General features: G+C 37.7%; 20 protein-coding genes. 19 read left to right on the top strand and 1 reads right to left on the bottom strand.

The window, feature by feature from the left end; translation table 11 throughout:
• The 6 genes from D3H55_RS06225 to galE all read left to right on the top strand — a co-directional run bounded on the left by D3H55_RS06225 (position 1) and on the right by galE (position 7,328).
• A complete protein-coding gene (locus tag D3H55_RS06225) occupies positions 1-1,116 on the top strand; it encodes a polysaccharide pyruvyl transferase family protein (RefSeq protein ID WP_119546055.1) in 1,116 nt (371 codons plus the stop codon).
• Between the two features lie 66 nt (positions 1,117-1,182).
• A complete protein-coding gene (locus tag D3H55_RS06220) occupies positions 1,183-2,592 on the top strand; it encodes a lipopolysaccharide biosynthesis protein (RefSeq protein ID WP_276310207.1) in 1,410 nt (469 codons plus the stop codon).
• 160 nt (positions 2,593-2,752) lie between these two features.
• Positions 2,753-4,123: a UDP-glucose dehydrogenase family protein gene (locus D3H55_RS06215; RefSeq protein ID WP_119546053.1), complete on the top strand. Its 1,371-nt coding sequence runs from the start codon at positions 2,753-2,755 to the stop codon at positions 4,121-4,123.
• Entirely contained in the window at positions 4,104-5,129 is a 1,026-nt protein-coding gene (locus tag D3H55_RS06210) for an SDR family NAD(P)-dependent oxidoreductase (protein WP_119546052.1), read from the top strand. Before D3H55_RS06215 ends, D3H55_RS06210 begins: the two co-directional genes overlap by 20 nt.
• A 99-nt stretch (positions 5,130-5,228) precedes the next feature.
• Entirely contained in the window at positions 5,229-6,323 is a 1,095-nt protein-coding gene (gene wecB / locus D3H55_RS06205) for a non-hydrolyzing UDP-N-acetylglucosamine 2-epimerase (RefSeq protein ID WP_119546051.1), read from the top strand.
• Positions 6,324-6,338: 15 nt separating this feature from the next.
• The gene (galE, locus tag D3H55_RS06200) at positions 6,339-7,328 is read left to right on the top strand and encodes a UDP-glucose 4-epimerase GalE (protein WP_119546050.1); all 990 of its coding nucleotides are present in this window, start codon (positions 6,339-6,341) and stop codon (positions 7,326-7,328) included.
• A 71-nt stretch (positions 7,329-7,399) separates the two neighbouring features.
• Here the strand turns inward: galE and D3H55_RS06195 are convergent, their stop codons facing one another.
• Positions 7,400-8,080, bottom strand: coding sequence for a helix-turn-helix domain-containing protein (locus tag D3H55_RS06195; RefSeq protein ID WP_205685404.1), 681 nt, complete (start codon positions 8,078-8,080; stop codon positions 7,400-7,402).
• 331 nt (positions 8,081-8,411) lie between these two features.
• Here D3H55_RS06195 and D3H55_RS06190 point away from each other — a divergent pair, with 331 nt between their 5' ends.
• The 13 genes from D3H55_RS06190 (at position 8,412) to D3H55_RS06135 (ending at position 19,162) form a co-directional block, all read left to right on the top strand.
• Positions 8,412-8,618 carry a hypothetical protein gene (locus D3H55_RS06190; RefSeq protein ID WP_119546049.1) on the top strand — a complete coding sequence of 69 codons (207 nt, stop codon included), beginning with the start codon at positions 8,412-8,414 and terminating at the stop codon, positions 8,616-8,618.
• A 337-nt stretch (positions 8,619-8,955) separates the two neighbouring features.
• A complete protein-coding gene (locus D3H55_RS06185) occupies positions 8,956-9,393 on the top strand; it encodes a sigma-70 family RNA polymerase sigma factor (protein ID WP_119546048.1) in 438 nt (145 codons plus the stop codon).
• 75 nt (positions 9,394-9,468) lie between these two features.
• A complete protein-coding gene (locus D3H55_RS24055) occupies positions 9,469-9,645 on the top strand; it encodes a hypothetical protein (RefSeq protein ID WP_168412979.1) in 177 nt (58 codons plus the stop codon).
• The gene (locus D3H55_RS06180; RefSeq protein ID WP_119546047.1) at positions 9,620-9,961 is read left to right on the top strand and encodes an rRNA biogenesis protein rrp5; all 342 of its coding nucleotides are present in this window, start codon (positions 9,620-9,622) and stop codon (positions 9,959-9,961) included. The genes D3H55_RS24055 and D3H55_RS06180 overlap by 26 nt, the downstream gene beginning before the upstream one ends.
• 11 nt (positions 9,962-9,972) lie before the next feature.
• Positions 9,973-11,136 carry a DUF2800 domain-containing protein gene (locus tag D3H55_RS06175; RefSeq protein WP_338067926.1) on the top strand — a complete coding sequence of 388 codons (1,164 nt, stop codon included), beginning with the start codon at positions 9,973-9,975 and terminating at the stop codon, positions 11,134-11,136.
• A 17-nt stretch (positions 11,137-11,153) separates the two neighbouring features.
• On the top strand, positions 11,154-11,702 hold the full coding sequence (locus tag D3H55_RS06170; protein ID WP_119546045.1) for a DUF2815 family protein: 549 nt from the start codon (positions 11,154-11,156) through the stop codon (positions 11,700-11,702).
• Between the two features lie 5 nt (positions 11,703-11,707).
• The gene (locus tag D3H55_RS06165) at positions 11,708-13,657 is read left to right on the top strand and encodes a DNA polymerase (RefSeq protein WP_119546044.1); all 1,950 of its coding nucleotides are present in this window, start codon (positions 11,708-11,710) and stop codon (positions 13,655-13,657) included.
• A gap of 22 nt (positions 13,658-13,679) precedes the next feature.
• Positions 13,680-13,859, top strand: coding sequence for a hypothetical protein (locus D3H55_RS06160; RefSeq protein WP_119546043.1), 180 nt, complete (start codon positions 13,680-13,682; stop codon positions 13,857-13,859).
• Entirely contained in the window at positions 13,843-16,248 is a 2,406-nt protein-coding gene (locus tag D3H55_RS06155; RefSeq protein WP_119546042.1) for a virulence-associated E family protein, read from the top strand. The genes D3H55_RS06160 and D3H55_RS06155 overlap by 17 nt, the downstream gene beginning before the upstream one ends.
• A gap of 252 nt (positions 16,249-16,500) precedes the next feature.
• On the top strand, positions 16,501-16,779 hold the full coding sequence (locus D3H55_RS06150) for a PDDEXK family nuclease (protein WP_119546041.1): 279 nt from the start codon (positions 16,501-16,503) through the stop codon (positions 16,777-16,779).
• Complete coding sequence (locus D3H55_RS06145) at positions 16,776-18,155, top strand: DEAD/DEAH box helicase (RefSeq protein WP_119546040.1); 1,380 nt, start codon at positions 16,776-16,778, stop codon at positions 18,153-18,155. Before D3H55_RS06150 ends, D3H55_RS06145 begins: the two co-directional genes overlap by 4 nt.
• A gap of 20 nt (positions 18,156-18,175) precedes the next feature.
• Positions 18,176-18,607, top strand: a complete 432-nt coding sequence (locus D3H55_RS06140) for a DUF1492 domain-containing protein (RefSeq protein WP_119546039.1) — start codon at positions 18,176-18,178, stop codon at positions 18,605-18,607.
• A 201-nt stretch (positions 18,608-18,808) separates the two neighbouring features.
• Positions 18,809-19,162: an HNH endonuclease gene (locus D3H55_RS06135; RefSeq protein ID WP_119546038.1), complete on the top strand. Its 354-nt coding sequence runs from the start codon at positions 18,809-18,811 to the stop codon at positions 19,160-19,162.
• The last annotated feature ends 287 nt before the right edge of the window (positions 19,163-19,449 follow it).

Raw genomic sequence — 19,449 nt, 5'->3', positions numbered from 1 at the left:
ATGAAAAAAGCATTGCTCTACGCTTGTATTGAGAAGAATATAGGTGATGATTTATTTATATATACTTTATGCAAAAGATATCCAAATTGCAATTTTTATATTTCCTCGGAGGCAAAGTATGGCTCCTTAAGAGAAATTAAGAATTTGCGATTTAGTCATATATTTAATATATGGCAAAAGGCTAGTAATACTGGAAATAGAAAAGGAATAAAACTTCTTGCTAGTAAAATAATAGCAGCAATTTGTTCAATATATTTAAAACAATTTAGTACTTCAGTGTACGTGGTTGGTAATGCATTTAAAAACTACGAATATAAAGGAACAAGGCAATCAGAATGGTTTAAGCATAGAGTATCATTAACCAAATCATTCTTTTTATTAAGTACAAATTTTGGACCCTTTGCTGATGATCAATGGGTGACGGATTTTAAAAAGCATTTCTCTAAAGGGACACATATATGTTTTAGAGATGAGACTTCATTTGATTTATTCCAAGACCTGGAAAATGTAGATTGGGCACCGGATGTGGTATTGTCATTAGGAAATCAAGAAAAAAGTGAAAAATTGAACAAAGAACAAGTCCTAATATCAGTTATAGATTGTGGTTTTGAAACGCGTCCACAGCACGTAAAAAAACGTCAATATGAATATGAGAATAAAATGATACAATTAAGTAATTATTATTTAAACAAAGGATATAAAGTAAAGATTTTGACCTCAAACAATCAACAAGATTACCCAACGGCTAAAAGAATTCAGAATGAATGCTCAAACCAATTGGGGATAATGCCAGAAATTGTTGAATATGATGGTGATTACAATAAAGTTTTTCAAGAGTATAAAGATTCGAAATATGTAATTGCTACAAGATTGCATGCTATTATACTAGCGTGGCTTTATAATGTGCCTGTAGTCCCTATTATATATGATGTAAAGATTAAAACACTACTAGACTCATATAAGTTTAATGGTTTAAGTTTTGATCTTCAGTCTATAGATGATATTTCTGTTGAACAAGTAGACCACGCATTAAAAAACTATCGATTTAAGAATCTTAACAATTTGTTTCGAGAAGCTAATAATCAATTTAAAGTTTTGGATAAATTATTAAAATAGAAAATTGGAAAGTTTATATTCTATTTTAATAATGTTTAATTATACCAATTAAGAGAGGTAGTTAAAATTAGTACAAAGGAAAGTAAATTATTAAAAGATACACTATTATATTTTATATCTAATCTTGGCTCAAAGCTTTTAATATTCATTCTGCTACCCTTATATACACATTATTTGACTCCTTCTGAATATGGAAAATGGGATCTTATTTCAACAACAGTTATCTTATTAATGCCTTTTTTAACTTTTGAGTTGGTGAGTGCAACATATAGATGGCTAATTGTAGAGGAATCATTCGATAAGAGAAAAAAAACTATAACTACAGGTGCGGTTACTATAATTCGAAACCTATTGGTTTTTAACCTCCTTTTCATTATAATAAATAGTCAAATTTCATTATCATATGGATGGGAAATTTTATTATTGATAAATGTAAGTATAATTAGTTCATTTATGCAACAGAGTGCGAGAGGATTAGGTTTCAATAAGATATTTGCTATTTCAGGGATCTTACAAACTTTAATTATATTGATATTAAATATAATATTTATATTTATTTTTGATTTGAGACTTGCAGCTCTTCTTTATTCATCTATATTAAGCTATGTAATAGTAACTATATATATATGGCTATCAATCAAAATTCATATTTTTATTGATATAAAACACTATTCAAGAAGCATGTTAAAATCCTTTTTACAATATTCTTTGCCATTGATACCAGGTGCTGTAAGTTGGTGGGTTATGAATGCATCAGACAGGTTTATAATTGCGTTTTTTCTTGGTACAGATGCTAATGGAATTTATGCTATATCAAATAAAATCCCATCTTTGCTTACTATGGTAAGTTCAGTTTTTTTTCTTGCTTGGAATGATAGTGCTATTCGTGAGTCTAATAATCAAGGTAAGAATGAGTATTACACAGAGGTTTTTAAGCATTATTTTAGATTAATGACTATTTTTGTTATTGGTATAATAGTCTTGATTAAGCCTATAATGGAAATTATGGTTTCTGACACTTTTTTTGTTGCTTGGAAATACTCAGGAATATTAATTATTGGGGCTCTATTTAATACATTTTCACAATTCTGGGGTGCAGGATACTATGGAAGTAAACAAACCAAAGTTCTTCTTTGGACATCGATCTTAGGGGCACTAATTAATATATTTTTGAATTTACTTCTAATAAATCATCTTGGTCTGTATGCTGCTAGTCTATCGACAGCAATTGCATTTTTATTTACGTGGTTAATGAGGGTTTTTAATAAGAGCAATAATTTTAAGATAAATATTTGCTTAAAGGATTTTTTAGTCCTTTCGTTTTTCTTAATAATAGCTCTAGGGCTTTTATATGTTTCAAACAGCATAATGATAGTAATTCAGTTCATATTTGTAATCTTTTTATTCACCTATTACAATAAAGCAATTCTAAGATTAATATACAAAAAAGCCATTGGAATGATTAGTTCTCGATGACTGTTATTATCTGAAGTGTGTTGTTATGTGGAATTATGGAATGTTAAAGTAGTTAGCCCTTGTTTTGTCTTCAATATTACAAGGGTTTCTTTTTTGTTTAATGCAATTGTTTATATATATTGAAATATTATAAAAATCACTAAATGAGAGGATCTTGACAATGTACAAAATCGCAGTAGCAGGAACAGGTTATGTTGGTTTAGTAGCAGGGGTATGTTTTGCTGAAGTAGGCCACCAAGTAACATGTGTTGATATCGATGAAAATAAAGTGAACTTAATGAAATCAGGTATTTCTCCAATTTATGAAACAGGTTTAGAAGAGTTAATGCAGAGAAATTATGCTATTAGAAGAATTAATTATACAACGGATTATCAATCTGCATATAAGGATGCTGATGCAATTTTTATCGGTGTTGGGACACCTGAGCAACCTGATGGTTCTGCAAATCTATCATACATTGCAACAGTTGCTAGGCAAATTGCTGAATCTATAGAAAAGGATTGTTTAGTAGTTGTAAAATCTACTGTTCCAGTTGGGACGAATGATAAAGTAGAACAGTTTATTCAGGACTTTTTAGTCAATGATGTAAAAGTAGAAGTAGCCTCAAATCCGGAATTTTTGGCTCAAGGTTCTGCGGTACATGATACGTTACATGCAGAAAGAATTATTATTGGTACAGAAAGCAAATGGGCAGAAGAGTTGCTTACGAAGATTTATGAGCCATTCCATTTACCAATTGTTTCAGTAAATAGAAGATCAGCTGAAATGATCAAGTACGCTTCAAATGACTTCCTAGCCCTTAAAATTTCCTATATGAATGATATTGCTAACCTTTGTGAATTGGTTGGAGCGGATATTCAGGATGTAGCTAAAGGAATGAGCTTTGATGAGCGGATTGGAAGTAAGTTTTTAAATGCTGGTATCGGTTTCGGTGGTTCATGTTTTCCCAAGGATACTAAAGCTCTTGAGTATATTGCTAGACAGAACGGTTATGAACTCAAAACGATTAAGGCTGCCATTGATGTGAATAAAGAACAGAAGATGATGTTATATAAAAAAGCTAGCAAAAGACTTATTACCTTTAATGGTCTTAAAGTAGCTGTACTTGGTTTAACGTTTAAACCTGGAACAGATGATTTAAGAGAAGCGGCATCTCTTGAAAATGTCCCTTTATTATTAGAACAAGGTGCAGATATTTATGCATATGATCCTGTAGGTGCGTTTAATTTTGCAAAAGTATATCCAGAAGGTAAAAATGGGAATGGTTCGATTACCTATGCTGCAAATGCTGAAGAAGCTTTGGAAGATGCGAATGTCTGCTTTATCTTTACGGAATGGGGAGAGGTAAAAGCGGTTACTCCTGAAACATATAAGAAATTAATGAGAACCCCATTAGTGTATGATGGTAGAAATATTTATCGAGTGGAAGATATGCAAGAGGCAGGGATCGAATATTATTCCATTGGTAGAAAGCCTATAACTAGAGAGTTGTTGAAGGAGTCGAAGAACCTTGAATTACAAAACTCTTGATCCTAGTAAAACCTACTTAATCACTGGTGCAGCAGGTTTTATTGGATACTATTTATCTAAGAAACTATTAGAACAAGGCTGCCGTGTGATCGGGATTGATAACGTCAATGATTACTATGATGTGAATCTTAAACATACCCGTTTGAATCAACTAGAACCTTATGAGAAGTTTACTTTTATTAAAGGTGACATATCAGACAAGGATATGGTAATGAAGACCTTTGAAGAGTACAAGCCTAATGTTGTAGTAAACTTAGCTGCTCAAGCAGGAGTAAGGTATTCAATAGAGAATCCGGATGTTTATATTCAAAGTAATATCATTGGTTTTTATAACATTCTTGAAGCATGTAGATATAATCCAGTTGATCACTTGGTGTATGCATCATCTAGTTCTGTTTATGGAGCCAATAAAAAAGTCCCATTTGAAGAAACAGATTTTGTTGATAATCCAGTATCATTGTATGCATCGACTAAGAAATCAAATGAATTAATGGCACATACTTATAGCCATCTTTATAAGATTCCAGCTACAGGGCTTCGATTCTTTACTGTTTACGGCCCAATGGGTCGACCAGATATGGCTTATTTTGGATTTGCGAATAAGTATTTTGCAGGTGATCCAATTAAGATATTTAATAATGGTGATTTTGAGAATGACCTTTACCGTGACTTTACTTATATAGATGACATCATTGAGGGAATTGAACGATTATTAAGTAATCCACCTGAAGGCGATGTGCAACATAAAGTCTTTAACATCGGAAACAATAGCCCGGAGAAATTGATGGTATTTATCGAAACGTTAGAAAAGGCCTTGAGTAGAGCGCTAGGCAAAGAGGTACAATTTGAAAAGGTTTTTGAACCAATTAAGCCAGGTGATGTACCAGCTACTTATGCTTCAACAGATCAATTGCAGAAAGCTGTGGGCTTTAAACCGGAGACTTCGATTGAAGAAGGACTCAATAAATTTGCCGATTGGTATGTGGGTTATTATAAGTTTAAGTAAGGTAATTTGGAGAGTATAATATGAGTTTTTGAGTATAATTAGTGAAGATCTAGTACGTATGTGCTTGAAGAATATCAAATTTAAAGTTGGTTGATAAGAATGAAGAAGAAAATAATGGTCGTATTTGGGACAAGGCCAGAAGCTATTAAGATGTGTCCATTAGTTAAAGAACTAAAAACACGGGATCAATTGGATACAGTTGTTTGTGTTACAGGTCAACATAGAGAAATGTTAGACCAAGTCTTGGATGCATTTAATGTTATCCCAGATTTTGATCTTTCCATCATGAAAGCAAAACAGACTCTATTCGATGTAACCATAAATATTTTAGAAAAAATGAAAACTGTATTAGAAGAAGTAAGGCCTGACGTAGTTTTAGTTCATGGTGATACTTCAACAACATTTGTAACGTCTTTAGCGTGTTTTTATCTACAAATTCCAGTTGGTCATGTGGAAGCTGGACTTAGGACATATAATATTTATTCTCCATATCCAGAGGAATTCAATCGGCAAGCTGTAGGAATTGTAGCTAAGTATAACTTTGCTCCAACAGATATGTCTAAAGAAAACCTACTTAAAGAGGGTAAAGATCCTGCTACTATACATGTAACTGGTAATACGGCAATAGATGCACTTAAAACAACTGTTAGGGATGATTATGCTCATGAGCAATTAGATTGGGCATCAGATAGCAGACTTATGATGATAACGGCTCATCGAAGAGAAAATCTTGGCGAACCAATGAGAAATATGTTTAAAGCCATTAAGAGGATTGTTGATGAACATCCGGATATTAAGGCAATTTATCCAATTCATATGAACCCGATAGTAAGGGAAGCTGCTAACGAAATACTAGGGAATAACGATAGGGTAAGAATCATTGAACCATTAGAAGTCTTGGATTTTCATAATTTCCTATCAAGATCATATTTAATATTGACTGATAGTGGTGGCATTCAAGAGGAGGCTCCGAGTTTAGGTAAACCAGTGTTGGTAATGCGTGATACAACTGAGCGTCCAGAGGGTATAGATGCTGGAACATTAAAGCTGGTTGGGACAGATGAAGAGAATATATATAAGACCTTTAAATTACTTCTTGAAGATAAAACTGAGTATGAAAAAATGAGTCAAGCAAGCAATCCATATGGTGATGGATTCGCAAGTAAGAGAATTGCTGATGTTTTAGAAGTTTAGGGGGCAAATAGGGAAATGTCTATATTAGTAACCGGAGGAGCAGGATATATTGGCTCTCATACAGTAAGATATTTTTTAGAACATAATGAAGAAGTTGTTGTTGTTGATAATTTACAAAGTGGTCATCGAACATCAATTGATATAGACAATTTCTATTCAATTGATCTTAGAAAAAAAGATGAGTTAGACAGAGTTTTTAAGACTCACAATATTGAAGCAGTTATTCACTTTGCAGCTAACTCTTTAGTTGGCGAAAGCATGGCTAATCCATATGAATACTACCATAACAATGTATATGGAATGATGTGTCTATTGGATGTTATGAGGCATAATAATGTCAGAAAAATAGTATTCTCATCAACTGCAGCTACCTATGGAGAACCTAAGAACATCCCTATTCTTGAAGAAGATAAAACAAATCCTACGAACACTTATGGTGAAACAAAACTAGCCATGGAGAAAATGATGAAGTGGTTTGATCAAGGTTATGATATTAAATATGTTTCTTTAAGATACTTTAATGCTGCTGGAGCTCATGAAAGTGGTAATATTGGGGAAGATCATGATCCAGAAACACATCTGATTCCTTTGATTTTACAAGTTCCACTTGGTCAAAGAGATAAAATTTATATGTTCGGCGATGATTACCCTACAGATGATGGTACATGTATTAGAGATTATATTCATGTAATGGACTTGGCTTCTGCTCACTATTTAGCATTAGAATACTTAAGAAAAGATAACCCAAGTGACATTTTTAATCTGGGTAACGGAAATGGTTACTCAGTCAAAGAAGTAATTGATGCAGCAAGAATGGTAACGAACCATCCGATTCCAGCAGAGGTAAAAGAAAGAAGAGCAGGTGATCCAGCTGCCTTGATCGCTTCTTCAGAGAAAGCAAGGAAGATATTAGGATGGAAACCGCAGTTTGACTCATTAGAAAAGATTATTACAGATGCATGGAACTGGCATAAGAGTCATCCTAATGGCTATTTAAGTAAATAAATATCGGTGAGGATAAACTTACCCGCTGGGCTCAATGGCTTGGCGGGCTTATTTGTGCTGCTTATTTTTTCCTAGAAATGCAATTCTTCGTAATCAGTTCCCCGTAAAATAATGATACTCGTCTCTATGTCTAAGTGAATTGGTTTCAATTTAATATATTGTTCAGCTAATACGCGAATGTCCATTACTATGGAGTATTTAGTTATCGGTTTGTCGTAAACAGCAAGCCTACCAAACCTTAGCAGGAGCTGTTGCCTTCCCATACCCGTTTGTGGTGGATACTTCTTTACATCCCTCGTATAAAGGAAATCAATATGCCATATTTCCTTCCCCTTCGTTGCAACAATATCTCCTACACATCCATGACTGTGCCGTTCTATATTATATCCCTGTGAAATTAAGTTTGGAGTTATATACCTAATCGCTCTTTCCTCAAATTCTCTAATATGATCTAAGTGTTGTGATCTATCCTCTTTTTTAACCACATCGATTTCAAAAGCAGATTCCCCAGTATAATCTTTTGTCAAATTAGTAAAATATTCAGGACTTACCTCTAATGCTTCTGATAAAGCGAAAATTTTATCATATGGAATATTTTTAATACCTCCCGTTTCATATCGCTGTATAGAAGATTTACTCATGCCCGTCTTCTCGGCTAGATCTTGATAGGTCATATTTAAAAAGAGACGTCTTTCCTTTAAACGTCTTCGTAGAATTTCCTGATCAGTCTTACTCATTTCATCTTTCTTCATAAAATTGCCCTCCAATTTCTTACTATACTCATATTATAATTCTCTCTAATAATTTATGCAACTTTTTGTTGAATGTTGCATATTTAGGATTGACGCAAATATCGTGTCGAAGTATAATGGAAATTGTTAGCAATACTATTTTTTTATTTATTTTAGTTTCCCAAATATGCAACAAAATAAATTGAATCGCAGAAAGGAAGGTAAGAATTGTGATAATAGGGAAAGGCAGAAAATTGGTATTCCTACTGTACAGAACATATGTTCCGATATAAAATATAATAGAGGAATACTTTCATAAAAGGCTTTATTACAACAGTTGGGAGGAAAACGAATGATTAAAGAAGATGTATTAGCAAGAGTGGAATGTCCTGTGTGTGGTCACAGGCTAATGGATAAAGGGGATAATGCTACTGGTCCCGTACAAACGAAGTGCACCAAATGTAAGCGGGTTTGGGAAGTTGAACTCGCGACAGATGAATTTAAACAGGTAGGCGGAAAACCTATAGCGAGACGAAAAGGAGAATCTGAATCACCATGAGTTACAAAGTAATTCTACCTTAAGGTCCGTATATATCAGTGATTGATAACTGATGTATGCGGACCTTTTTACTTTTTACCAAAAGTTCATATCACGATGATACCAAGCGAGGAATCGATGGCATTACCCAGGCTGGATCAAGAATAAACAATGATCATATTCCAGTAAGTGAATGCACATTGAATCTTAAATATTCGGTACCGAGTAATGGAGTCGTGATGTGAACTACCTTAAACCGGGCACAAATCAACCTACAAATAATGTGGGTGATTGTGCTCGGTTTTTTTTGTCTCTTTTTTCCCTACGGCTCCTTGCCGGACCATAGGAGGAAAAGAGAATGAATGAGTTTTTTATCAAAATCGGCAAGGAGCAGGTCAGTGTTAGCGGAGAGATTTACAAAGAGTATTACAAAATGAAAAGAAGAGAGCGGTACCTAGAAGAGGATATTAAAGTTGGACGGATTGCTGTTGATTCTGAAACAGAAACGGTAGATTTTGTCCCGAGCAAAGAGGATTCAATCAATCGTTTGATGGATCTAGGCGGTGATTTTAAGGATGACCAAATGATAGAAGATATTCTTTGCGATAAAGCCACTCTATTAATCTTGCAGGAAGCGATGGCTGAACTGAATGAAAAGGAACAAGAGCTCATACAGGCTCTTTACTATAAAGATCTAACAGTAAGAGAGGTAGCAAAGGTAGAAAACATCTCTCATGTAGCTGTTGTTAAACGACACAAAAAGGTGTTGGACAAGCTTAAAAAATATTTTTTGTAATTTTGGTTACCAAACCATCTTTCTCGTTGGCTAATAAGTGAAGGGCCATATCTAAAGAAAAGGAGGTGACCTGTGATGACAACACAAGTAAAGCAAAAGGGTGTCAATAAAGATATGCAGGAAGAGATGGTTGGCGTCCTTACAGCTATCAGCATTGTATCGAAAAGACTAGCCAATCGACTGAGCCAGCTTGATGAACAAAATGAAAAGAAAGGAGAAACAGCAAATGAGCAAAACAAAACTCGCTCTTGATGTAGTGACAGACTTACGAAATCTAGCAGGTAGCATTGAAACCTTGGTGTTTGCACTGGAAAACAATCAAACGGTATCAGCAACTTCCGTTGAGAAACAACAAACGAAAGAAAATGAGGAGTCAAAGAAATCTCCAAAACCTACGAAAGCTAAGCTGTCAACTTTGGAGGATGTGAGAGCGAAACTTGCAGCACTTTCTCAAGATGGAAAACAGGTACAAGTGAAAGAGCTGATTACGGGATTTGGAGCAAAAAAATTAAGTGATATTCCAGCTGAAAAGTATCCAGAGCTTTTAGAAGAAGCGGGGAAACTTTGATGAGGAATGCTGTGAATCATTCAGAAAGAGCTCATGCGAGTTTAAGTGCTTCTGGTGCGAGTCGCTGGTTAGCTTGTCCACCAAGCGTTCGGTTGTCAGAGCAGTACGAAGAAACAACAAGCGTCTTTGCCAAAGAGGGTACATTCATGCATGAGCTATCAGAACTTTATTTGTCTTATGAATTAAAACAGATGACAAAAGCACAGTTGAATAAAAAGCTGAAGCAAATGAAACAAAATGAATTTTATAACACAGAAATTGAACAAGCTGTAAAAACCTATGTAGATGTTGTTACTGAAAAGATGAACGAGGCTAGGGTATCTAGCAAGGATCCGCTCATCCTTATTGAGGAAAGGGTAGATTTTAGTCCCTATGTTCCAGACGGATTCGGAACCGGGGACGTAATACTGATTTATGGTGATAGATTAGAAGTTATTGATCTTAAGGGTGGGAAAGGTGTCAAGGTTTCAGCAGTTGAAAACCCACAAATGCGACTGTACGCTTTGGGTGCATTAAACAACTTTGGTGTACTCTATGATACTCAGAAAATACTGATGACCATTGTGCAGCCAAGGTTAGATAATATCTCCACTGATGAAATGCAGGTCGAAGAACTATTGGAATGGGCAGAGAATGAGGTCAAGCCCAAAGCGGAGTTAGCATTTAAAGGCGAAGGTGATTTCTTAGCAGGTGAGCATTGCCGCTTTTGTAAGGTGAAGGCGACCTGTAGAGCGAGAGCGGAGGAAAATTTGAAACTTGCCTGTATGGATTTTCAGAAACCTCCGTTACTGACAGATGATGAAGTAGTGGAAGTGTTAACTTCCATTGATCAGCTGCTGAGCTGGGCAAAAGATGTACAAGAATATGCATTTGCTATGGCGATGAATGAAAACAAGCAATGGCCAGGGATGAAACTGGTTGAGGGCAGAGGTAGCCGTAAATATAGTGATGAAAATGCAGTAGTTGAGGCACTTACTGCTGCAGGATATGACAGTGATGTGATTTATAAGAAATCACTCAATACGATTACTACTCTAGAAAAAGAGTTAGGTAAAAAAGCATTTCAAGAATTGCTTGGTTCTCTCATCACAAAAGCACCGGGAAAGGTAAAACTCGTGCCAGAAGAGGACAAGCGACAAGAAATAAAATCTTCACCAGAAGCGGATTTTCAATAATGAGGAGGAAATAAGATATGGTAAAAATCACAATTGGAACAAAGGAAAACCCAGTACGGTTCAGTTATGCGAATGTACATCAAGCAGTCAGCGTTAATGGAAGTGACCTTAAATATTCAGTAAGTATCATTATCCCAAAATCCGATAAGGCAACAATCAAGAAAGTAAAAGATGCGATTCAAAAAGCGACTCAAGAAAACAAGGATAAGTTTGGTGGTAAGGTTCCATCCAACTTAAAAACACCATTGCGTGACGGCGATGTGGATCGTGAAGATGATGAGGCTTATGCAGATTCTTATTTCATTAATGCCAACAGCAAAATTAAACCAGGAATTGTAGATGCGGATTTAAATCCAATCATGGACCAAAGTGAGTTTTATTCAGGCTGCTATGGACGAGTTAGTTTGACCTTTTATGGATTTAATGTAAACGGAAACCGTGGGATTGCTGCTGGACTTCAAAACATCATGAAAACAGATGATGGTGAACCACTTGGCGGCCGTAGTAGTGCTGAAGCAGACTTTGGTGATGACGGTGACGATGATGAAGATGACATCTTAGGTTGATGTCTATGAAACTCTTATCTATTGATATAGAAACTTACAGTAGTGTAGACCTAATTAAGTCTGGGGTCTATGCCTACTGTGAATCATCTGATTTTGAAATTCTTCTCATTGCTTATGCCTTTGATGACGAAGAGGTGCAGATTGTTGACTTAGCTTCTGGTGAGAAGATGCCAGCTGACATTTTAAAAGCTATGACAGATCCGAAAATTATAAAGACAGCATATAATGCCAACTTTGAAAGAACCTGCTTAGCCAAGTATTTTCATCAGCCGATGCCGCCAGATCAATGGCGGTGTTCATCGGTTCATGCTTTAATGCTTGGCTTGCCTGGTTATCTCGATGGGGTAGCGAAATGTCTTAGGTTGAAGGATCAGAAGATGAAGGAAGGAAAAGCCTTGATACGTTACTTTTCTGTGCCCTGTAAGGCGACCAAAGTGAATGGTGGAAGAACCCGTAATTTACCTGAACACGACCCTGATAAGTGGGCTACCTTTATAGATTACTGTAAACAGGATGTTGAAGTGGAACGGCAAATCCGGAAAAAGCTAGAATCATTCCCAATTCCCAAAGTCGAACAGAAGCTTTGGGAGTTGGACCAGAAAATAAATGATGAAGGTGTTTTTATTGATTCAATTCTTGTCGAGAATGCTCTTCGAGCAGATAAGGCATTTCAGGATAAGCTCTTTGAAGAAGCTGTGCGTTTAACAGGACTCGAGAACCCGAATAGTCCAGCGCAGCTGAAAGGTTGGTTGTTAAAGCAAGGGTTAGAAGTCAATAGCCTTGCAAAGAAAAATGTGGAAGCACTAATGAGTGAAGTGGAAAATCAGGAAGTAAAGCGGCTGTTGGAATTAAGACAAGCCATGTCCAAAACATCTGTGAAAAAGTATGAAGCAATGGAGCGGTCAATCTGTACTGACCAAAGAATTAGAGGGTTGCTCCAATTTTACGGGGCGAATCGCACAGGTCGCTGGGCTGGTAGACTCGTTCAAATTCATAATCTACCAAGAAACAGTTTAAAAGATTTACAGATTGCAAGAGACCTATTGAAATCTGGAAGCTATGATGCATTGGAGCTTCTTTTTGAGAGTGTGTCGGATGTATTATCGCAGTTAATTCGAACAGCATTTATTCCATCAAAGAGCCACCGTTTTGTTGTGGCTGACTTTTCAGCAATTGAAGCACGGGTGATTGCTTGGCTTGCTGGCGAGCGTTGGAGGATGGATGTATTCCAATCCCATGGGAAGATTTATGAAGCCTCTGCTGCGCAGATGTTTAAAGTACCCATTGAAACCATTGATAAAGGAAGCCCACTCCGACAGAAAGGTAAAATTGCTGAATTGGCTCTTGGCTACGGTGGATCCAAAGGGGCTTTGATGCAGATGGGGGCTTTAGAAATGGGCCTCTCCGAAGATGAACTTCCAGAGTTAGTTTCCGCTTGGCGAGAGGCGAATCCAAATATCGTGAAACTTTGGTGGGGCATAGAAGCAGCAGCCATCAAAGCGGTGAAAGAAAAAGTAGTGGTGAAAATGCAATATGGTCTCACCTTCCATTATATAAAGGGCATTTTATTTATCACGTTGCCATCGGGGCGTTCTCTTGCTTATGTAAGGCCCAGAATCGGGGTGGACGAGCGCTTTGGAAAAGAACAGCTTACGTATGAAGGAACGGAACAAGGATCCAAACAGTGGGGCAGGATTCCGACTTACGGTGGAAAATTGACGGAGAATATTATTCAAGCCATTGCTAGAGATTGTCTAGCTGTATCGATGCTTCGTTTAGATGAGGCGGGATACCGCATTAATTTCCATGTTCATGATGAAGTCATTCTTGATGTTCCTATTACCACTGGGTCAATGGAAGAAGTCGAAAACATAATGGGTCAATCGATTGATTGGGCACCTGGTCTTCCTCTTGGGGCGGATAGCTTTGAAACCTTCTATTACAAGAAAGATTGACATTCGATAGGAGCGATGGCGAGTGGCTGACATGGATACAGTGAAATTTTTAATGGACTTAAAACGATACAAAGACGTACTACCAAAACAAACGATGAAAACATTAAAAGGTCAGGCTCTTTCCGGTGATTTGGAAGGAGCCAAAAAAGGCCTAGGTACTGTGTTACGAAGGAGGGCTGGTAGATGTGAAAGAGCTCAGTGAAAGAAGAAGTTACAGCTTAAAACATAATGGAAACCTTACGATTGCAACCGGAAGAAATCGTAAAGAACTGAACTGGAAGAATCGAGAGATGCTTTGGTCTGAGGTGGTTCAGAAGCTAAGTAGTACAATTCGAACTCATGAAACGTATGAGGAATATAAGAAGCTTTCCAAATCAAAGCAAGACGAGATAAAAGATGTAGGTGGTTTTGTCGGCGGGACCTTAAAGGGTGGCAGAAGAAAACATGATGGTGTGGTTTGGCGACAAATTGTCTCCCTTGATGCTGACTTTGTGAAAGGGGATTTATGGACAGCTGTCGAGACCATGTTTGGCTACGGGTGCGCCATGTACTCTACTCATAAACACCAACCAAAGAATCCAAGATTGCGACTTGTCATTCCTTTATCCAGACCAGTTACCGCCGATGAATACGTACCGATTGCTAGAAGGATAGCTGCTGACCTAGGCATTGATTTTTTCGATGATACCACCTATCAAGTGCACCGGCTGATGTATTGGCCATCGACATCATCTGATGGGGAATTTGTCTTTAAAGTACTAGACGAGCCATGGATTGATCCAGATGCTGTTTTGGCGAGATATCCAGATTGGAAAGATTCCTCTTACTGGCCCGAAAGCTCAAGAACTGTTCACGAGCGGAAGAAACTGGCTGATAAGCAAGGTGATCCCAAAACCAAAGAAGGTGTGGTTGGTGCTTTTTGCCGGACTTACACTGTCACCGATGTGATTGATAAATATTTAAGTGATATTTACGTTCCTTGCGAGGATCCAAACAGATATACGTATTCAGCTGGTTCCACAGCTGGTGGGTTAGTGATTTACGAAGATGGTGACTTTGCCTACTCTCATCATTCTACTGACCCTATTGGTGGAAGACTCTGTAACGCATTTGATTTAGTTCGTATGCATTTATTTGGTGGCCTGGATGAAACGATGAAAGAAGGAACACCAATCAATCGATTGCCTTCGTATAAAGCAATGGTGGAAGAAGCCTTAAAAGATAAGCAAGTCAAACTAACCCTTGGTAAAGAACAGTTAAGCCTTGCTGCTGATGATTTTGAAGATGAGGAAATGGAGTGGCTAACAGAACTAACGAGGGACCAGAAAGGAAATATCGTCTCCAGTGCACCGAATGTCATCCTTATTCTTGAAAATGATCCAGTTTTAAAAGACCGAATCGCTATGAACGATTTTGTACATCGGGTGGTTATAAAAGATGATTTGCCTTGGCGAAGTGCTGAAAGAGGAGAATATTGGTCAGACACTGATGATGCTAGTTTAAGAAATTACCTTTACTCCATCTATGGCATTAAAGGAGCGGGGGTTATTGCTGACGCTTGGAGTGAAGTGGCAGTGAAATATGCCTTTCATCCGATTAAAGATTATTTAAATGGTCTTGTTTGGGATGGTCAGGAGCGGATTGAAACCTTACTGGTAGATTATCTTGGTGCTGATAATAATGAATGTGTCAGAACATTTACTCGGAAAATTATGCTTGCAGCAGTTACAAGGATTTATAGACCGGGTGCCAAGTTTGACTACTGTGTTGTCCTTGTTGGCCCTCAAGGTGTGGGGAAGAGTTACATTATTAAGCTTATAGGTAAGGAATGGCACTCGGATTCCTTGATTACTGTGAAGGGCAAAGAAGCCTATGAACAGCTTCAGGGTGCATGGATTTTAGAAATGGCCGAGCTGACGGCAACGAAGAAGGCAGACACGGAAGCAGTAAAGCATTTTATTTCCAAATCCGAGGATACCTTTCGAGTTGCTTATGGCAGGCACAATGAAACGTTCAAGCGGCAGTGCGTTTTTTTCGGAACCACCAATGATTATGATTTTTTAAATGATCCAACAGGAAACCGTCGCTTTTTACCGATTACAGTAAACGGTGGCGGTAGGAAAAACATGTGGGAGGAATTAACGGAAGAGGAAGTCGATCAGATTTGGGCGGAGGCAAAGGTACTGTTTGAAAAGGGAGAGACCTTAGCTTTAAGTAAAGAAATTGAAGAAAAGGCCTATGAACTTCAGGCTGCTCATACTCAGGAAAATCCGATCGCAGAAAGCATTCGAACTTATCTAGAAACAATGGTGCCAACGAACTGGTATGAACTAGACATTGGTTCAAGAAGAGCTTATTTGCATATGGACCAGCAGGGTGATGTATCAAGTAAAAAAATGAAGCTAACTAAGGTGTGTGCTCAGATGGTTTGGGAAGAACTTTTCCAAAAGGATGTATCCATCATGACCAGATATGATGCCAAAGAAATAAATATGATCATCCAACATACACCTGGCTGGAAACGAGTGAGCTCGATTCGTTTTGACAATAGTTATGGGACACAACGGGGATTTAGAAGAGAAGAATTGTAAACACGTAAACTTTGAAATCAATTTATTGTTAACAACCAACTCCTTATATCCTCTATCTATATACTTTGTAAACATGATAAACAACTATATCTATATTAGAAGAAATAGAGAATAACATATATAACCTATACACCCTAATAGCCATATATGTATAGATTAACAATTTTTATGTTTACTTGTTTACGAGAAGGTTGAAAGCCTTATGAATACTGAGTTTTAACTGTAAACATTTATTTTAGGGGTGACCGATAGATGAATGAAGTGAGTGTCGAGAAAAGGCTAAAAAAGAAAGTAAACGAAAATGGTGGGTTAGCATTAAAACTTGTGTCGCCCGGTTTTGCTGGGGTGCCAGACCGGTTGGTGCTCTTTCATGGTTCAAGGATTGCTTTTGTGGAATTAAAGGCACCGGCTAAGAGGCTACGAGCCTTACAGCAAAAAAGGAAGAAACAGCTGGAAGCATTAGGATTTAAAGTTTATAAGATTGATAGCTACGAGGCGGTCGATCGAATGCTGGAGGAGATGAGCCCTTGAAATATAAACCGTATCATTACCAGGCTTATGCCACCCAATGGATTATTGATAAAAAGAAATCAGCTCTTTTCCTCGAAATGGGAATGGGGAAATCAATAGCAACCCTGACAGCGATTTTGGAACTGATGTATGACTACTTCGATGTGGCGAAAGTTCTCGTTATTGCACCGCTTCGAGTTGCTAGTACGACTTGGGAGGAAGAAGTGGAAAAGTGGGATCATTTGAAAGGGCTCCGAATTTCCAAAGTGCTCGGCAATGAAAAGCAAAGGGTTGCTGCTTTATATAGAAAAGCTGACATCTACATCATCAATCGTGAAAACGTAACATGGCTTGTAGAACGATTTGATTCGGACTGGCCATTTGACATGGTAGTAATTGATGAGTTGTCCAGCTTTAAATCCTCGAAGGCCCAGCGGTTCAAAGCCTTAAAAAAGGTGAGGCCCTTTATCAAAAGAATGGTCGGTTTAACTGGAACACCTGCACCAAACAGTTTGATTGATTTGTGGCCACAGATTTACTTGCTAGACGGCGGAGAACGACTGGGTAAAACAGTCACAGGATATCGTGAGAAATATTTCTTACCGGATAAACGAAATCAAATGATTGTCTATACTTGGAAATTAAAAGAGGGAGCGGAAGACGCAATACATGAAAGGCTTTCTGATATTTGTGTGAGTATGAAGGCCAAGGATTACCTCGAGCTGCCAGACCGAATCAACAATGTGATTTCGGTGGAACTTCCTATGAAAGCGAAGGAGCAGTATGACCGATTAGAAAAAGAACTCATTTTATCAATCGAAGAAGCGGATGTCTTGGCTGGTTCCGCTGCCGTCCTTGCTAATAAATTATTACAAATGGCAAATGGCGCTGTTTACGATGAAGACGGAGAAGTGAAACCAATTCATGATGAAAAATTAAAAGCATTGGATGAATTGATTGAAACAGCTAACGGAAATCCGGTTCTTGTGTTTTATGGTTATCAGCATGATAAGGACAGGATTTTAAAGCATTTAAAGAAACTAAAGCCGAGGATCCTTCAAACAGATCAAGATATCAAGGATTGGAATCAAGGGAAGGTTCAAGTTTTGTTAGCCCACCCAGCATCTGCTGGTCATGGGCTTAACCTTCAAACGGGTGGAAATATCATTATCTGGTTTGGACTCACTTGGAGTCTTGAACTTTACCAACAAGCAAATGCAAGATTATGGCGACAAGGTCAAAAACAATCGGTCGTGATTCACCACATCATTGCCAAAGACACCATTGATGAACGAGTGATGAAAGCACTGGAAGATAAAGACGTAAGCCAAGCGGCATTAATGGAAGCGGTCAAAGCAAGAATGAATCAATATAAAGAGGGTTTACCCCATGGATAGAATGACAGGAGGAATCGACGGTGGATGCAAAAGAATATTTATCCCAGGCTTTTCAGCTTGATCAAAGAATAAACAGTAAACTTGAACAAGTTGCGATGTTACGAGACCTTGCTTTAAAAACAACATCCGTCCTTCAGGATGATAAGGTTCAAAGTACGAAACAGCAATCACCGATGGAAACTGCTCTCGTTAAGTTAATGAGCCTAGAGGAAGAAATCAATGGCGACATTGATCAATTAATTGATTTAAAACGTGAGTTGGCTACCTTCGTTTCTGAAATCGAGAATCCCTCCCATCGTTTACTCCTTGAGCTACGTTATCTTGGTGGGAGTACCTGGGAAGAAGTCGCTGCCATCATGGGTTATGATGTGCGATGGGTTTATCGGTTGCATCGGAAGGCATTGAAAGAAGCAACGGAACGATTAGAAAGTAGCCCGGTGGAATGCATATGAAAAAGAAGATTATTCACAACACCCTTGAAGGATCAAGTTCCTTTAAGGGTTTTTTGTTTGGATTTTGAAACACGCCATGAAAAGCCATTATAAGCCACCCTCTTCCTGTGATAGAGTATAAGCTATAGAAATAGAATGATACAGCCCTTGAAGGACTTACCTTCGGGGCTTTGTTAATAGTATTAAACGGAGTTGAGAGCAATGCCAATGAAACCAAAGAAGCCATGCAAACACAACGGTTGTCCTTTGTTAGCGGACGACAAGTACTGTGAGTTTCATGCAAAGCTTCATGTAGATGATAGAGCAAACGCAACCGTGCGTGGTTATGATAACCGATGGAGGAAGGCGAGCAAGCGTTTCTTAAGCGCCCACCCTCTTTGTAAACACTGTGAGCAGAAAGGGAAGCTGACTCAAGCAACGGTTGTTGACCACATCAAACCACACCGTGGAGACCAGAGACTGTTCTGGGATGAAAGCAATTGGCAGTCTTTGTGTAAGAGATGTCATGATCGTAAGACAAGAACAGAAGATCAGTATCCAATCTACACTTTTTAATGGACGGGTAGGGGAGGTCAAATCTCTACAACCTTTTATATGGCGACCGCGCGCCCCCTTTACGTGAATTTTCGCGGAATTAAACAAGGGGGGTTACTTTTGAGGGCTTGAATATGTGGCCAATCTTAATAGTGGTAAGGGTTTAGGAATCTTTAGATTTTGCGAAAAGGTTCGATAGAGGAAATGATAAAAGTGGTGTTCAGCCCTTGATAGGACTGGGTTTTAACAGTTTTAACCAAAAAACAAAAAAGCAGATGAAACGCATGTTTTAGCTTGTTAAACGGCTG

This window comes from Bacillus salacetis (assembly GCF_003581585.1).
Classification (GTDB): Bacteria; Bacillota; Bacilli; order Bacillales; family Bacillaceae_B; genus Rossellomorea; species Rossellomorea salacetis.
The sequence above is the reverse complement of the archived record's forward strand: the minus strand, read 5'-3'. Positions and strand labels throughout refer to the sequence as shown.

Coding starts and splice junctions, on each gene's coding strand:
- D3H55_RS06185 (WP_119546048.1), top strand. CDS start 8,956: ATGAATGAGTTTTTTATCAAAATCGGCAAGGAGCAGGTCAGTGTTAGC.
- D3H55_RS24055 (WP_168412979.1), top strand. CDS start 9,469: ATGACAACACAAGTAAAGCAAAAGGGTGTCAATAAAGATATGCAGGAA.
- D3H55_RS06150 (WP_119546041.1), top strand. CDS start 16,501: ATGAATGAAGTGAGTGTCGAGAAAAGGCTAAAAAAGAAAGTAAACGAA.
- D3H55_RS06225 (WP_119546055.1), top strand. CDS start 1: ATGAAAAAAGCATTGCTCTACGCTTGTATTGAGAAGAATATAGGTGAT.
- D3H55_RS06165 (WP_119546044.1), top strand. CDS start 11,708: ATGAAACTCTTATCTATTGATATAGAAACTTACAGTAGTGTAGACCTA.
- D3H55_RS06135 (WP_119546038.1), top strand. CDS start 18,809: ATGCCAATGAAACCAAAGAAGCCATGCAAACACAACGGTTGTCCTTTG.
- D3H55_RS06180 (WP_119546047.1), top strand. CDS start 9,620: ATGAGCAAAACAAAACTCGCTCTTGATGTAGTGACAGACTTACGAAAT.
- D3H55_RS06190 (WP_119546049.1), top strand. CDS start 8,412: ATGATTAAAGAAGATGTATTAGCAAGAGTGGAATGTCCTGTGTGTGGT.
- galE (WP_119546050.1), top strand. CDS start 6,339: ATGTCTATATTAGTAACCGGAGGAGCAGGATATATTGGCTCTCATACA.
- D3H55_RS06170 (WP_119546045.1), top strand. CDS start 11,154: ATGGTAAAAATCACAATTGGAACAAAGGAAAACCCAGTACGGTTCAGT.
- wecB (WP_119546051.1), top strand. CDS start 5,229: ATGAAGAAGAAAATAATGGTCGTATTTGGGACAAGGCCAGAAGCTATT.
- D3H55_RS06215 (WP_119546053.1), top strand. CDS start 2,753: ATGTACAAAATCGCAGTAGCAGGAACAGGTTATGTTGGTTTAGTAGCA.
- D3H55_RS06195 (WP_205685404.1), bottom strand. CDS start 8,080: ATGAAGAAAGATGAAATGAGTAAGACTGATCAGGAAATTCTACGAAGA.